Source organism: Marinobacterium nitratireducens (genome assembly GCF_014645375.1).
Classification (GTDB): domain Bacteria; phylum Pseudomonadota; class Gammaproteobacteria; order Pseudomonadales; family Balneatricaceae; genus Marinobacterium_A; species Marinobacterium_A nitratireducens.
Genome location: NZ_BMLT01000004.1, coordinates 283631 through 296973, shown reverse-complemented (window position 1 = coordinate 296973; position 13343 = coordinate 283631). Strand labels below are relative to the sequence as shown.

Annotated in this window: 12 protein-coding genes and 7 tRNA genes; 14 read left to right on the top strand and 5 right to left on the bottom strand. The window is 61.4% G+C overall.

Annotation, left to right across the window (positions count from 1 at the left end):
• Positions 1-78: 78 nt before the first annotated feature.
• Together IEX85_RS09670 and IEX85_RS09665 are read right to left on the bottom strand one after the other, a co-directional pair.
• Complete coding sequence (locus IEX85_RS09670) at positions 79-2322, bottom strand: mechanosensitive ion channel family protein (RefSeq protein WP_188860373.1); 2244 nt, start codon at positions 2320-2322, stop codon at positions 79-81.
• A 134-nt stretch (positions 2323-2456) separates the two neighbouring features.
• Positions 2457-3671, bottom strand: a complete 1215-nt coding sequence (locus IEX85_RS09665) for a pyridoxal phosphate-dependent aminotransferase (protein ID WP_188860372.1) — start codon at positions 3669-3671, stop codon at positions 2457-2459.
• Positions 3672-3843: 172 nt separating this feature from the next.
• On the opposite strand from IEX85_RS09665, the gene IEX85_RS09660 reads away from it, so the two are divergent.
• Positions 3844-4512 carry a DNA-3-methyladenine glycosylase I gene (locus IEX85_RS09660; protein WP_188860371.1) on the top strand — a complete coding sequence of 223 codons (669 nt, stop codon included), beginning with the start codon at positions 3844-3846 and terminating at the stop codon, positions 4510-4512.
• 9 nt (positions 4513-4521) lie between these two features.
• Here the strand turns inward: IEX85_RS09660 and IEX85_RS09655 are convergent, their stop codons facing one another.
• Together IEX85_RS09655 and IEX85_RS09650 are read right to left on the bottom strand one after the other, a co-directional pair.
• Positions 4522-5115, bottom strand: coding sequence for a YajG family lipoprotein (locus tag IEX85_RS09655; protein WP_188860370.1), 594 nt, complete (start codon positions 5113-5115; stop codon positions 4522-4524).
• 4 nt (positions 5116-5119) lie between these two features.
• The gene (locus IEX85_RS09650) at positions 5120-5698 is read right to left on the bottom strand and encodes a SecY-interacting protein Syd (RefSeq protein WP_188860369.1); all 579 of its coding nucleotides are present in this window, start codon (positions 5696-5698) and stop codon (positions 5120-5122) included.
• 283 nt (positions 5699-5981) lie between these two features.
• On the opposite strand from IEX85_RS09650, the gene IEX85_RS09645 reads away from it, so the two are divergent.
• From IEX85_RS09645 to IEX85_RS09615, 7 genes are all read left to right on the top strand, one after another.
• Positions 5982-6058 (top strand) — tRNA-Asp (locus IEX85_RS09645).
• Positions 6059-6287: 229 nt separating this feature from the next.
• A tRNA-Val gene (locus IEX85_RS09640) sits at positions 6288-6363 on the top strand.
• A 6-nt stretch (positions 6364-6369) separates the two neighbouring features.
• Positions 6370-6446: transfer RNA gene (locus IEX85_RS09635), tRNA-Asp, on the top strand.
• Positions 6447-6664: 218 nt separating this feature from the next.
• Positions 6665-6740: transfer RNA gene (locus IEX85_RS09630), tRNA-Val, on the top strand.
• Positions 6741-6746: 6 nt separating this feature from the next.
• Positions 6747-6823: transfer RNA gene (locus tag IEX85_RS09625), tRNA-Asp, on the top strand.
• Between the two features lie 130 nt (positions 6824-6953).
• Positions 6954-7029 (top strand) — tRNA-Val (locus IEX85_RS09620).
• Positions 7030-7035: 6 nt separating this feature from the next.
• Positions 7036-7112 (top strand) — tRNA-Asp (locus tag IEX85_RS09615).
• A 501-nt stretch (positions 7113-7613) separates the two neighbouring features.
• Here IEX85_RS09615 and IEX85_RS09610 read toward each other — a convergent pair.
• Positions 7614-8078: an aminoacyl-tRNA deacylase gene (locus IEX85_RS09610; protein WP_188860368.1), complete on the bottom strand. Its 465-nt coding sequence runs from the start codon at positions 8076-8078 to the stop codon at positions 7614-7616.
• Between the two features lie 297 nt (positions 8079-8375).
• On the opposite strand from IEX85_RS09610, the gene IEX85_RS09605 reads away from it, so the two are divergent.
• From IEX85_RS09605 to IEX85_RS09580, 6 genes are all read left to right on the top strand, one after another.
• Positions 8376-9347 carry a 1-aminocyclopropane-1-carboxylate deaminase/D-cysteine desulfhydrase gene (locus IEX85_RS09605; protein WP_188860367.1) on the top strand — a complete coding sequence of 324 codons (972 nt, stop codon included), beginning with the start codon at positions 8376-8378 and terminating at the stop codon, positions 9345-9347.
• A gap of 60 nt (positions 9348-9407) precedes the next feature.
• Positions 9408-10289, top strand: a complete 882-nt coding sequence (locus IEX85_RS09600) for an NAD(+) kinase (protein WP_188860366.1) — start codon at positions 9408-9410, stop codon at positions 10287-10289.
• Between the two features lies 1 nt (position 10290).
• Positions 10291-11283 (top strand): metallophosphoesterase, encoded by a 993-nt coding sequence (locus IEX85_RS09595; RefSeq protein WP_188860365.1) that lies wholly within the window; start codon positions 10291-10293, stop codon positions 11281-11283.
• Entirely contained in the window at positions 11280-12128 is an 849-nt protein-coding gene (locus tag IEX85_RS09590; protein ID WP_188860364.1) for a rhomboid family intramembrane serine protease, read from the top strand. Before IEX85_RS09595 ends, IEX85_RS09590 begins: the two co-directional genes overlap by 4 nt.
• Before the next feature lie 111 nt (positions 12129-12239).
• Complete coding sequence (locus IEX85_RS09585) at positions 12240-12503, top strand: YeaC family protein (protein WP_188860363.1); 264 nt, start codon at positions 12240-12242, stop codon at positions 12501-12503.
• Between the two features lie 3 nt (positions 12504-12506).
• Positions 12507-13337 carry a DUF2797 domain-containing protein gene (locus IEX85_RS09580; RefSeq protein WP_188860362.1) on the top strand — a complete coding sequence of 277 codons (831 nt, stop codon included), beginning with the start codon at positions 12507-12509 and terminating at the stop codon, positions 13335-13337.
• The last annotated feature ends 6 nt before the right edge of the window (positions 13338-13343 follow it).

Here is a 13343-nt window from a genome sequence, read left to right as displayed (position 1 = left end):
CGGGGTTCATAGTAAAGCACCGGCTTTGTCGTTGTATATCGGCCCGGCGCGAAAATGCCCGCCGGACCGGCTGCGCCATCAGCTGTCTTCGTCGTCGATCCGGTTGTCGCGCTTGAGCATCGGCGGCACCTCCTCGGCCTGGGCGACTGCACTGCCAATGGACTGGGTTACGGCGCTGCGCACTTCTGGGCTAGAGTCATGCAGCTCATGTGCGAGGGTGTCGGGCAGCAGAACATGGACGGCCCGGTGGGCAAAGTTGATGCCCTGTTCGGCGAGCGCGTCCTTCACGCGGCGGTAGGCTTCACGGCGGATGACCCACTGCTCGCCGGGTTTGCAGGTGAACTTCATGCGGAAGATCAGCGCCGACTCCTCGACGCGCATCACGCCCTGCGATTTCAGGGGAAGCAGGAAGTTGGGGCCCATTTCCGGGTCGTTGAGCATCTCCTGCCCCACTTTCTTGATGATCTTGCGCACCTTTTCGATATCGGTGTCGTAGGGCAGGCGGAATTCCAGCTTCATGGTCACCCAGTCGCGGGACAGGTTCTTGACGGTCTGTATTTCGCCGTAGGGGATGGTCTGGACCGCGCCGAGGTGATGGCGCAGGCGCATCGAGCGCAACGAAATCTGCTCCACCGTGCCGCGCATGTTGGCCGCCTCGATATACTCGCCGCGCCTGAAAGCGTCGTCGAGCAGGAAAAAGATGCCGGACAGGATATCCTGCACCAGCTTCTGCGCGCCGAAGCCGATGGCGATGCCGGCCACGCCGGCGCCGGCGAGCAGCGGACCTATCTCGACCCCGAGGATGCTCAGCGTGGTCAGCACCACGATGATGATCAGGATGGCGTAGGCGAAACTGCGCACCATCGGCAGCAGGGTCTCGACACGGGTCGCGCCGCTGCCGCCGCCTTCGCCGTCGAGGCTGGCGATGGCCTCGTTCTCTCTCGGTTCCGGCAGGCGGCGCTCGATGGCGGACAGAATCAGCTGCCAGCTGGTGTAGGCCAGCAGCAGCAGTATCAGGATATTGATGGCACCGCTCAGGGCCCTTTCCGCCAGCGAGGCTTCGAACATCGACATCGAATTGAATCCCAGCGCTTCGCTGATGAAGAACAGGGCGGCGCCGAGCAGCAGCAGCCGGCTGCCGTTCTGTATCACCTGCCGGAAGCGCCGGGAGCGCTGATCGAAGCTGTAGCTTTGCAGCCAGGGCGCCCGGCACAGGGCCCCTAGCAGGGCGTGCAGCAGGCGGTCGATCAGCACGAAGCCGAGCGTCAGCCACCAGGCCGGGGTCAGGGCGCTGGCCGACTCGACATCGCCGACGAAGTTGAAGTAGGACCACAGGCCCCAGATCAGCAGTAGCCAGGTGGTGGCGAGAATGGGCCAGTACTGCTGCAGAAAGCCCGGGGCCGCCGGCTCCGTGCCGGGCTCCGACTCGGTGAAAAGCTGGGTGATGGTGTTGCGGTGTCGCCACAGATAGGCCAGCACGATCAGGGTCAGGAGCAGGCCGCCAACCGGTATGGTCAGGGCCTTGAGCACCGGCTCGATACCGTGGTGGTACAGCAGTTCGTTGCCAAGCTGTTCAAGCGCGTAGACGGTGGCGAAGGCCATGAACCAGAAGTGGGTGTTGCGCGCATCCTCGCACTCCATGTGAAAGGGGCGGATGCCGCGGGCGTAGGGCGCCAGCAGGCTGCGCGACAGTATCGAGGCCAGGCGCACCAGGGTGACCGTGATCAGCAGCATGATCAGGGTGGTGCGCGGGCTGCTGTCGGGAGCATGACGCAGCAGCGGCACCAGCAGTGCGCCGAGGAAAAAGGCCCCCAGTCGCACCAGGTTGACCAGCGTCTGTATCGCCAGGTAGCCGATGCTGGTGGAGAGATTGCATGAGGTGCGGGAGGAAATGTCGGCCGACAGCTGGCGCAGCTTCCAGCCCGCGAGGTTTTCCACGGCGAGGCCCGCCAGCAGCATCATGGCGAAGCCCAGCATCAGGTCCAGCGCGCCGGGCCCGCCGCGCTGGTCGGTCAGCGACAGCCAGAAGCGATGCCACTGCTCCGGCCAGCGCGCCAGGCTCTGGCGAACCTGCGGCAGCCGGCTTTCGAAGTCCCGGGTCGAGACCTGCATGGTATTGAGGACGTCGTAGGGGTTTTGACGATCGCGTATGGATTCCTGTTCCAGCTGCTGCCTCAGCGCGGCGCGCACCTCAGCGTCGGTCATCCCGGCGACCCGTTCGGCGCTGGTCTGGCCGGTCGGCGGCTCGGCCGCCTGGGGAGCGGCCAGCGGCAGCAGCATCAGCAGCAGGATCAGCAGGGGGCGGACGAGCGAAGCATTCATGGCTGGCTGGACCTTATGCAATGAATTCAATTGCTTGAGTCTAATCCCCGGAAGCTGACAAGGGAACCTGTCAGCTCAGGCGGATGTCTCTCGCAAGAGAGTCGGCCCGCCCGACGATCGGGCAGGCCGGGGGCTTACTGCTGGTAGTGGCGCAGGAAGTCGGCCAGTCGGCCGATGGCGTCGTGGAGGTCGTCCTTTCTGGGCAGAAACACGACGCGGAAATGCTGGGTGTCGGGCATGTTGAAACCGCTGCCCTGAACGACCAGGACCTTCTGCTGCTGCAGCAGGTCCAGCACCATCTTCTCGTCGTTCTTGATCGGATACATCGCCGGGTCGAGTTTCGGGAACAGGTACATGGCGGCCTTGGGGCGTACACAGGAAACCCCGGGTATCTCGTTGATCTGGCGCCAGGCGCTGTCCATCTGGTCGTACAGCCGGCCGCCGGGCACGATCAGCTCATTGATGCTCTGGTAGCCGCCGAGGGCTGTCTGGATCGCGTGCTGTGCCGGCACGTTGGCGCACAGCCGCATGCTCGCCAGCATATCCAGCCCTTCGATGTAGTCGCGGGCCTGATGCTTGGGGCCGCTGACGATCAGCCAGCCGGACCGGAATCCTGCCGCGCGATAGGTTTTCGACAGGCCGTTGAAGGTAATGCAGAGCACGTCGTCTGCCAGCGAGGCCAGGGAGGTGTGCTCGGCGCCGTCATAGAGGATCTTGTCGTAAATCTCGTCGGCGAACAGTATCAGTTTGTGTTCCCGTGCCAGGTCTACGATCTGTTGCAGCAGCTCGGGCGGGTAGAGTGCACCGGTGGGGTTGTTCGGGTTGATGATGACCAGGCCCTTGGTGCGATCGGTGATCTTGCTGCGAATATCGTCGATGTCGGGGAACCAGTCCGACTGCTCGTCGCAGACGTAGTGCACGGGGTTGCCGCCGGCGAGGCTGACCGCCGCTGTCCATAGCGGATAATCCGGCGCCGGGATCAGCATCTCGTCATTGTCGTTGAGCAGACCCTGCATTGCCATCACGATCAGTTCGGAGACGCCGTTGCCGATGTAGATGTCCTCGATGGTGACGTTGCGGATGCCTTTGCGCTGGGTTTCCTGCATCACCGCCTTGCGCGCCGAGAACAGCCCCTTGGAATCGCAGTATCCCTGTGCCGAGGGCAGGTTGAGAATCACGTCCTGAACGATTTCTTCCGGGGCTTCGAAGCCCCAGGGCGCCGGGTTGCCGATGTTCAGTTTGAGAATGCGATGACCTTCTTCCTCGAGCCGCTTCGCTTCCTGCAGTACCGGACCGCGGATGTCGTAGCAGACGTTTATCAGCTTGTTCGATTTTCGGATAACTGGCATGGTTGCAACCCTGAACTCCATTGCATGAGCGCACTCGCCGCGCCCCCGGTGGCGGATTCGGCCGGTAAGGCCTTTTAGCGGCGAAAAAGGCGATCATCATACGCCGATTTACGCGGCAAAAGAATATCCGGGCTGCCGCCGCAGCCCGGCTGCAGTCAGTCAGGAGCGAGGGATGAAAAGCTTCCAGTGGATCCACGAACACGTTTGTGCACACCGCGCCGGCGAGGATATCGAAGCGCTGCTTCCGCAGCCCCTGAACGATACACAACTGGCTGAGGCCGGGGATGACAGGCTGTTGTCCGATCTGGCGCGGCGGGTCTTTCGCGCCGGGCTCAAGCACTCCCTGGTCGATGCCAAATGGCCGGCGTTCGAGGAGGCCTTCTTCGGCTTCGATCCGCGCAAGGTGGTGCTGATGTCGGACGAGCAGCTCGAGGGCCTGATGCAGAACGAGCGGCTGATCCGTCATTTCGGCAAGATCAAGTCAGTGCGCGCCAATGCGCTGATGGTGAACGAGTGCGCAGCACAAGCGGGCAGTTTCGGGCGTTTTCTCGCACAGTGGCCAACGGACGACATCATCGGCCTCTGGGCGTTTCTGAAGAAACGCGGATCCCAGCTCGGCGGCAACTCCGGGCCTTACTTCCTGCGCATGGTCGGTAAGGATACCTTTATTCTGACCGATGACGTGGTTGCCGCGTTGAAGGCCCAGGGCGTGGTCGACAAAAAGCCGACTGCGCAGCGCGATCTGAAAAAGGTGCAGGAGGCGTTCAATCAGTGGCAGCAGGAATCGGGACGCCCGCTGTGCCAGATCAGTCGGTTGCTGTCGATGACGGTGGGCTGGTAACGGCTGTCGTTATCCGCCCCGGCGCAGGAATTCGATCAGCTTCGGGTCGTTGAAAGCCCGGGTCAGGGTTTCGCTGGCCAGGTCGTTGAGCAGTTCCTGGTTCTTGGCTTCCGATGGCGGCAGCGGCGAGCTGTGAGTCTTTTGCGACTGATACTGGCCGGTGAACGCACGTCCCCGATATTCGGCCACCAGGCGTAGCGCCATATCCAGCCGCACCTCCTGGCGCACGCTGTGCTGGCTGGCATCGTAGCTCAGACGGTCGAGCAGCAGGCTTATCTTGAGGCCGTTAGCGCCGCTGACGGAAGGAGCGAAGCGGTAGGCGCCCATCTGTCGCAGCGCCTGCTGGGCAGTGCTGAGGAGCGTGTAGCGGGCGTCCCGGGCCAGGGTGATGAAAGCGTTCTGTTCGAAGCGTGAAACGCGGTAGCCGATCACCGGTGTCGGGCGCAGGTCCTTGGCCTCCAGGGCCACCGAGAGTCCGCCGGGCAGTCGCTGGCGGGTGTCGACCAGCGGCTGCAGTTCGACCTGCTGAGGGCTGAGGCTGGTGCAGGCGCTCATTAGCAGTGCAAGAAACACGAGGCCTGCGGTCCGTTTCAGGCGGCGCATGATGTTACTCCTGGTCGGGGGTCGCTACGGGTTCGAGGCTGTCGATGAATGCGGCCAGGCTCGAGTCGAGCTGGCGCAGCGGGCCGCGGCGCACGGACTCCAGCCAGATAGAACCGTTACAGTTGTCGAGACTGATGAACAGGTCTTCGTCCTCCTCGACGCAGGCGAAGAACAGCGATAACGGACGCTTGCGGCGGCGTTGATTCAGCGCGTGGCCGATCAGGTTGGCGCGCAGTCGCTCGCCGTCTTCGGGATTCCAGAGTTGCAGCAGGCTGAGCATGCCTTCACTGCGCCTTGCCGGCAGCGGGTCCGACCAGTAGCGGTTGTAGAAGCTGACGATATCCGGGTGGATGTCCTGATCAAGTGCCGCTCCGATGCGCTCGAAAAGGTCGGACGCCGTGCACTGGCGTACCGGCCGCCATGCCGTCTGCTGTCCCGGCGTAGCAGGTGCCTGGTAGCAGTCCGACGGCCACTCGGGGTCGTAGGGCTGATGGGGCAGGCGGCCGCTTTGTTCCATCTGTACAGACAGGGCGCGTTCAATGAATCGGTCGAGCGCTTGCTCGACGTTTGTCGTTGTGGACATGTCGTTCCGGTTGTCGCTGAGTTGGCCTTACTCTAGCGGCTAACAAATTGCTTGTACAAGCACGCCGCTTGACGCTGGCGCGGAATGCGAAGAGGTTCGGCGGGATCGGCAGGGTTTAGCGTTCTGTACAAAAAACAGGCGCCTGAACTGCGCTAAAAAAAATTGCGCTAAACGTTTGACAGCGCTCATAAAATCATTAGAATTCGCACTCCGTTCTGGGGCGATATGCAACAGGGCGGCCGGTACGGCGCGGGGTAATGCCTGTGCCACCGGGCGGTAAAAAGGAGCGGTAGTTCAGTTGGTTAGAATACCTGCCTGTCACGCAGGGGGTCGCGGGTTCGAGTCCCGTCCGTTCCGCCAACATCTGTGAAGAGAAGGGCCAGAATACCTGCCTGTCATCTCTCCACAGGGTACGGTCCCGGGTCAAACCCCGTCCGTTCCGCCAACTTCTTCGGAAGTAAAACGCTGAAGAGAAAGGTCAGAATAACTGCCTGTCATCTCTTCGTAGGTTGGGTCTAGCGACGAAGTCGCGTAACCCAACACCGGTTCTTCAAGGTGCCGAAGAATCGTATAAGGCCATAAACGTTCTGGGCGAATAGCTCAGTTGGGAGAGCATCTGCCTTACAAGCAGAGGGTCGGGGGTTCGAACCCCTCTTCGCCCACCAGAACGCGGAGCGGTAGTTCAGTTGGTTAGAATACCTGCCTGTCACGCAGGGGGTCGCGGGTTCGAGTCCCGTCCGTTCCGCCAACATCTGTGAAGAGAAAGGCTAGAATACCTGCCTGTTATCTCTCCACAGGGTACGGTCTCGGGTCAAACCCCGTCCGTTCCGCCAGCAACTTGGAAGGATGAAAAGGCCAGAATACCTGCCTGTCATTTCTTCGTAGGTTGGGTCTAGCGACGAAGTCGCGTAACCCAACACCGGTTCTTCAAGGTGCCGAAGAGTCGTATACGGCCACAAACGTTCTGGGCGAATAGCTCAGTTGGGAGAGCATCTGCCTTACAAGCAGAGGGTCGGGGGTTCGAACCCCTCTTCGCCCACCAGAACGCGGAGCGGTAGTTCAGTTGGTTAGAATACCTGCCTGTCACGCAGGGGGTCGCGGGTTCGAGTCCCGTCCGTTCCGCCAACATCTGTGAAGAGAGAGGTTAGAATACCTGCCTGTCATCTCTTCGTAGGTTGGGTCTAGCGACGAAGTCGCGTAACCCAACACCGGTTCTTCAAGGTGCCGAAGAGTCGTATAAGGCCACAAACGTTCTGGGCGAATAGCTCAGTTGGGAGAGCATCTGCCTTACAAGCAGAGGGTCGGGGGTTCGAACCCCTCTTCGCCCACCAGAACGCGGAGCGGTAGTTCAGTTGGTTAGAATACCTGCCTGTCACGCAGGGGGTCGCGGGTTCGAGTCCCGTCCGTTCCGCCAACATCTGTGAAGAGAAAGGCCAGAATACCTGCCTGTCATCTCTCCACAGGGTACGGTCTCGGGTCAAACCCCGTCCGTTCCGCCAACATCTGCGAGGAGAGCGGTTAGAATACCTGCCTGTCATCTCTCCACAGGGTACGGTCGCGGGTTCGAGTCCCGTCCGTTCCGCCAACATCTGTGAAGAGAGAGGTTAGAATACCTGCCTGTCATCTCTCCACAGGGTACGGTCGCGGGTTTGAGTCCCGTCCGTTCCGCCAACAACTTGGAAGGATGAAAAGGCCAGAATACCTGCCTGCCATCTCTTCGTAGGTTGGGTCTAGCGACGTAGTCGCGTAACCCAACGATGATGGTTCTTCAGGGTACCGAAGAGTCGCAACAGACGGTATCTTTCACCCGTCACCCGTCACCCGTCACCCGTCACATTCATCCGCGCCCATACAGAAACGGCGCCGATTCGACGCCGTTTTGCATGTTGATTCCATATCGGGAACATTCCCTCGCCTAATGGCTGATGGCTCCGTGCGGGTAGTCGTGCATGAGATGCTGGAAAGAGCTGCGGTCGAGGCGGATGAGATCGGTATGATCGCCGCACTCGAAATAGCAGTCTTCTTCCGATGCCAGGGCGTCTTCCCAGATCACGGGCATGTTGTAGGCCTGGCCCAGTGAGGGAACTGCGCCGTGGTCGCAGTCGCGAAAGAGGATCTTCACATCCTGTTGTGAGGCGGGTTCGAGCAGTCGGTTCATGCTGCGGTTGATGGCGTCGATATCCACCATCCGGTCCGAAGGAACCACTGCCATCACGAATCCTTCTTCATCCTTGAGTACGACCCCCTTGGCCACCTGGCGTGCCGGCAATTGTGCGGCGATGGCCGAGCTCATCATGGTTTCCGCATAGGTATGATGCAGCAGGCGGTAGGGCACATGCTGGCGATCCAGGAACGTCTGCACGGTCGGTGCAATGGACATAGTGCTAACCTCCCCCGAAAAGTCGGACTCGGGTTGCCGCAGGCGTATATGCGGCGTTGGTCGAACGGTGCGAAGGGCACAGGAACCGGCGGTGTGCCGAAGGTGCATCACCGGACCATGGCCGATTCGCTCTTTGGAAGGGCCGGCGTCGCTGTGGCGTCGACGGCTTCCTCAGCCAGGCGGCACTGGCAGGTGTTTTTGCCCGCTGCGTCGCCGTGTTATTAGCATAGTCCATGGTGCCTGCGTCGCGGTTATTCGCGTATGCATATCGGGCCTCATCTGGTAGCTTATGCCGCCATGATCAATATTCCGTGGCCGGGTGTTTCGGGCGCTCCGGCGAGACTGCAGCCCCTGCTTTTGCCGTTGTACCGGCAGGCCGGTATCGAGGTGTCGCTGCTGCGTCTGGATGAGCTGCATTCCCAGGTTAGCGGCAACAAGCTCTTCAAGCTCAAATACCACCTGGAGCAGGCGATGTCTGCCGGCTACCGCAGGGTGATCAGCTTCGGCGGCGCTTTTTCCAACCACCTGCATGCGCTGGCGTTTGCCGGCCGCGTCATGGGTCTTGAGACCATCGGTGTCGTCCGCGGCGAACCCGGGTATGCGGATAATCCCACCCTGCGGGATGCCGCGGACTGGGGCATGCGCCTGCATTTTGTCGACCGCCGAACCTACCGCTGCAAACAGACTCCTGAAGTTGCGGACCGGCTTCGGGATCGCTTCGGCGATTGCTATATCATCGCCGAGGGCGGCGCAGGTCCGCCGGCATTGCAGGGTTGCGGCGAAATCTTCGACGCTTTTCCAGCCGGCGCTCTGGCTGGCACCGGCTTGGTTGGTCTTGCCGTCGGTACCGGCAGCACCCTGGCCGGTCTTGTCGCGGCGCGGCCCGAACACTGCAGATTGCTGGGCTTTCCGGTCCTTCGGGGCGGTGATTTTCTGTATCGCGATATTGCCTCTCAGCTGCGGGAGGCCGGGCTTGCCGATAGCGCGGGCTGGCAGCTGCAGCTCGACGCGCACGAGGGCGGTTACGGTCGCGTTTCGCTGCAGTTGGCGGCTTTTCTGCATGCTTTCGAGCAGGAAACAGGCATTTGCCTTGATCCCGTCTATACCGGCAAATTGCTGCTTGGGTTTAATCGTCTGGTGGTATCCGGGGGCATTGCCGCCGGAACCCGTGTTGTGCTGATTCATACCGGCGGGCTGCAGGGGCTTAGAGGAATGGCAAAAACGTTGTACGATCGACGCTCGGCTTTTCGCGGAGCCTTACCGCTCTGATCGGTATCGAATGTCGCGGATATTCGGACAGGACCCGGTTATTTCACACAGGAAACATAGATGGATTATTTTCGACACATAGGATTGATCGGGCGCCTGGGCAGTAAAACCGTTATCGACTCACTGAAACAGCTGATTCGCTTCCTTAACGAGAAGGGGCTGACAACGGTTCTCGACGAACGAATCTCCGACATGATGCCGGGTCACGGTCTGCAGACCTGCAAGCAGAAGATGATGGGCGAAATCTGCGACCTGGTGATAGTGGTCGGCGGTGACGGTAGTCTGCTGGGGGCGGCGCGCGCGCTGTCTCCGTCCCATGTGCCGGTACTGGGCGTCAATCGCGGCAGTCTGGGCTTTCTCACCGACATCTCGCCGGCCGAGATAGAGGAAAAGGTCGCCGAGGTGCTCGACGGCAAATATATGGTCGAGAGCCGCTTTCTGCTGGATCTGGTGGTGACGCGCGAGGGCGAGGTGATTGCCGAGGGGACTGCGCTCAACGACATCGTGCTGCATCCCGGTAAGGCGATCCAGATGATCCAGTTCGAACTCTATATCGAGGGGCAGTTCGTCTATACCCAGCGTTCCGACGGGCTGATTGTATCGACGCCCACCGGCTCCACGGCCTATTCGTTGTCGGGGGGCGGTCCTATCATGTCGCCGAAGCTGGATGCGCTGGTTCTGGTGCCGATGTTCCCCCATACGCTGTCGAGTCGGCCTATCGTCGTCGATGGCAACAGCGAGCTCAAGCTGGTGATCAGTGAGAACAACAAGACCTATCCGACGGTCTCATGTGACGGGCAGCTCAGCATCGGCCTGGCGCCCGGCGATATCATTCGCATACACAAGAAGCCGCACAAGCTGAAGCTGCTGCACCCGCTGAATTACGACTTTTACCGCACCTGCCGCGAGAAGCTGGGCTGGGGCACCAAGTTGGGAGAGTGATTTGACTGTAGCTGCGTTCGAGGGATACGACCTGATCGGCGACGTACATGGTTGTGCGGTCAGTCTGCGCATGCTGCTGGACAGGCTGGGTTACCGGCGTCAGGGCGGCGTTTACCGCCATCCGTCCCGCCAGGCTATTTTCGTCGGCGATATCGTTGACCGGGGCCCGCGTATCCGCGAGGCGGTGCAGCTGGTGCGGGATATGGAAGACGCCGGGGCTGCCCGGATCGTTATGGGAAATCACGAATACAACCTGCTGTGTTACTGTACGCCGGGCCGGCCGGGTTCTGGCATGGACTATCTGCGCAGTCATACGCCACGGCACCATCGCATCATCAGGGAAACCCTCGGCGAGTACGAGAATCATCCGCAGGAACGTCAGGAGGTGCTCGACTGGATCCTGCAGATGCCGCTGTTTCTGGAGCTGGACGACTTTCGCGTGATTCACGCCTGCTGGCCGCAGGCGCTGATCGATCGTTTTCGTGCCGAATACGGCGGCAACCGCATCGATGCCGACTTTCTTCACCGTTCGGTCGAGACCGGCTCGTTCGAATTCGAGTTGATGGACAGGGCTCTGCGAGGCACCCATCTCAAGCTGCCGGATGGCGAGGAAATCATCAGCAAGGACGGTTTTCGCCGGCGTTTCTTTCGCACCAAGTTCTGGGCCGAGCGACCGGAGTATTACGCCGATGTGGTGTTCCAGCCGGACCCGTTGCCGGAGCATGTCGCGCGTCGGCGTTTGCGGCCCGGTGACCGCGCCGCCCTGCTGCGCTATGGACCGGACGAGAAGCCGCTCTTCATCGGTCACTACTGGCGCGAAGGCAAGCCTGGCCCGATTACCGACAACATCGCCTGCCTCGACTACAGCGCCGTGAAGTGGGGCAAGCTGGTGGCCTACCGTTTCGACCATGAAAAGATCATCGATCCGGCCAAGTTCGTCTGGGTCGACGTGGCCCGCGAGGTGCCGGTGTCCTATAGCGGTGGACCTTCATGATCAAGGTGCTGGAAGTCCCGCTGACGGAGGATCTCAGTGGCTTCACCGACGTGCTCTGGCAGCAGCAGGTGCCGCACCGGGTAGTGGAGAGGGAAACCACCCAGGAGCTCTGGGTCGCGCCTCAGGTCGACGCCGAGCAGGTGCTGGCGCTTTACCAGCATTGGCGTGCCGGAGGCGATATCAGTGGTCTGCGGCGCGCCAGGGCTTCCGGCGGTGGCCCCTTTGCGCCGGCGGTGTTGCGCCGTACCTGGCTGAGTCTGCTGCTGATCGGCTTCAGCGTGCTGGTCTCGCTGCTGATGGGTTTCGGCGAGAATCTGGACTGGATGCGGCGGTTTTCCATCGTCGAGTTCCAGCTGCGCGGCGATCATGTCTACTACGCCAGCCTCGGGCAGACCCTGGCCGATGGTCAGTGGTGGCGGTTCCTGACGCCGGCGTTCATGCACTTCAACATGCCGCACCTGCTGTTCAACCTGCTCTGGGTCTGGGTCGCCGGCCGTGCGATCGAGGCGCTACACGGGCGCTGGGCACTGGTCGGCCTGGTGGTGCTGTCGGCGGTGGTGTCGAATCTGGCGCAGTTCTGGGTCAGCGGGCCAATGTTCGGGGGCATGTCGGGCGTGGTCTTCGCACTGCTCGGCTATGCCTGGCTGTGGGATCGTCGCGGGGGACGCCCGGCGATAGGACTGCCGCCGGCGCTGATGGGCCTGATGCTGCTCTGGCTGGCGCTGGGTTTCACCGGTGTGCTGGAATCCTTAGGGTTTGGCTCCATCGCCAACACCGCTCATCTGGCGGGCCTTGGCGCCGGTCTGGTCTGGGCGTTTCTGTGGCGCGGCAGGGTGCGTCGCTGACCGTTCTTGCCTGCTTGAAGTTCGGCCGTCGCAAAAGAGTCTGGTACACTGCGAGCCTGGAATGGCCGGTGCCGTGCCGGCCCGCCGCGTAGTCGAACTGAAGAGAGCAAGATGACGTACGAACAGCTGATCGAGGCCATGACGCCCGATATGCACCGTGCACTCAAGCGTGCGGTGGAACTTGGCAAGTGGCCCAACGGCGAGCGGTTGAGCGAAGAACAGCGCAGCATTTGTCTGCGGGCCGTGATCACCTATGACCAGCGCCTTCCGGAGGCCGAGCGTACCGGCTTTATCGACCGGACGCGCCCCGACGGCACACAGCATGGCCAGGACCCGCTGGCGCCTCAAACCCTGAAAATACTCGATCGGGGTTGATCCATGCAGGTACGACTGGAAGGCGCTCTGCGCAAGATGGCGGTGGATCTCGAGGGTTCCAGCGCACGATACCGATTGCGTTGCGGCGACAACGAGCTGCCGATGAATGACCTCCTCGGTAGCCGGATCAAACTGCGCTATCTGGGCGAGATCAACTGCGTGCACTGTGGCCGCAAGACCAAAAAGAGCTTCAATCAGGGCTACTGCTATCCCTGTTTCACCAAGCTGGCGGAATGCGACAGCTGCATCGTCAGTCCGGAAAAGTGCCATTTTCACCTCGGCACCTGCCGTGATCCGGCCTGGGGCGAGCAGTACTGTTTCCAGTCCCATATCGTCTACCTCGCCAACTCCTCCGGCCTCAAGGTCGGCATCACCCGCGGCACACAGGTGCCGACGCGCTGGATCGATCAGGGCGCGGTGCAGGCGTTGCCGATCCTGCGGGTCGACTCACGCTACCAGTCGGGGCTCGTGGAGCATCTGTTCAAGGCCGAGGTGGCGGACAAGACCAACTGGCGCCGGATGCTCAAGAATGACGTTGACGTACTCGACCTGCGGGCCGAGCGGGACCGTCTGCTCGACGCCATCGCCGGCCCGCTGGCCGAGGTCGAGCGCGAGTTCGGCCTGCAGGCGATCCAGCGCATCGACGCCGAAGAGGTGCGAATCGAGTATCCGGTACTGAACTTTCCGCTCAAAGTCAGCTCTTTCAATCTGGACAAGCAGCCCGAAGTCGAAGGCGAGCTCCAGGGCATCAAGGGGCAGTATCTGATACTCGACGGCGGGGTGATCAACCTGCGCAAGTTTACCGCCTACCAGGTGGAATTCAGTACCGAATAAGGTGAA

Excerpts from the sequence above, each read along its gene's own strand:
- IEX85_RS09670 (WP_188860373.1), bottom strand. The coding sequence starts at position 2,322 with ATGAATGCTTCGCTCGTCCGCCCCCTGCTGATCCTGCTGCTGATGCTG.
- IEX85_RS09665 (WP_188860372.1), bottom strand. The coding sequence starts at position 3,671 with ATGCCAGTTATCCGAAAATCGAACAAGCTGATAAACGTCTGCTACGAC.
- IEX85_RS09660 (WP_188860371.1), top strand. The coding sequence starts at position 3,844 with ATGAAAAGCTTCCAGTGGATCCACGAACACGTTTGTGCACACCGCGCC.
- IEX85_RS09655 (WP_188860370.1), bottom strand. The coding sequence starts at position 5,115 with ATGCGCCGCCTGAAACGGACCGCAGGCCTCGTGTTTCTTGCACTGCTA.
- IEX85_RS09650 (WP_188860369.1), bottom strand. The coding sequence starts at position 5,698 with ATGTCCACAACGACAAACGTCGAGCAAGCGCTCGACCGATTCATTGAA.
- IEX85_RS09610 (WP_188860368.1), bottom strand. The coding sequence starts at position 8,078 with ATGTCCATTGCACCGACCGTGCAGACGTTCCTGGATCGCCAGCATGTG.
- IEX85_RS09605 (WP_188860367.1), top strand. The coding sequence starts at position 8,376 with ATGATCAATATTCCGTGGCCGGGTGTTTCGGGCGCTCCGGCGAGACTG.
- IEX85_RS09600 (WP_188860366.1), top strand. The coding sequence starts at position 9,408 with ATGGATTATTTTCGACACATAGGATTGATCGGGCGCCTGGGCAGTAAA.
- IEX85_RS09590 (WP_188860364.1), top strand. The coding sequence starts at position 11,280 with ATGATCAAGGTGCTGGAAGTCCCGCTGACGGAGGATCTCAGTGGCTTC.
- IEX85_RS09585 (WP_188860363.1), top strand. The coding sequence starts at position 12,240 with ATGACGTACGAACAGCTGATCGAGGCCATGACGCCCGATATGCACCGT.
- IEX85_RS09580 (WP_188860362.1), top strand. The coding sequence starts at position 12,507 with ATGCAGGTACGACTGGAAGGCGCTCTGCGCAAGATGGCGGTGGATCTC.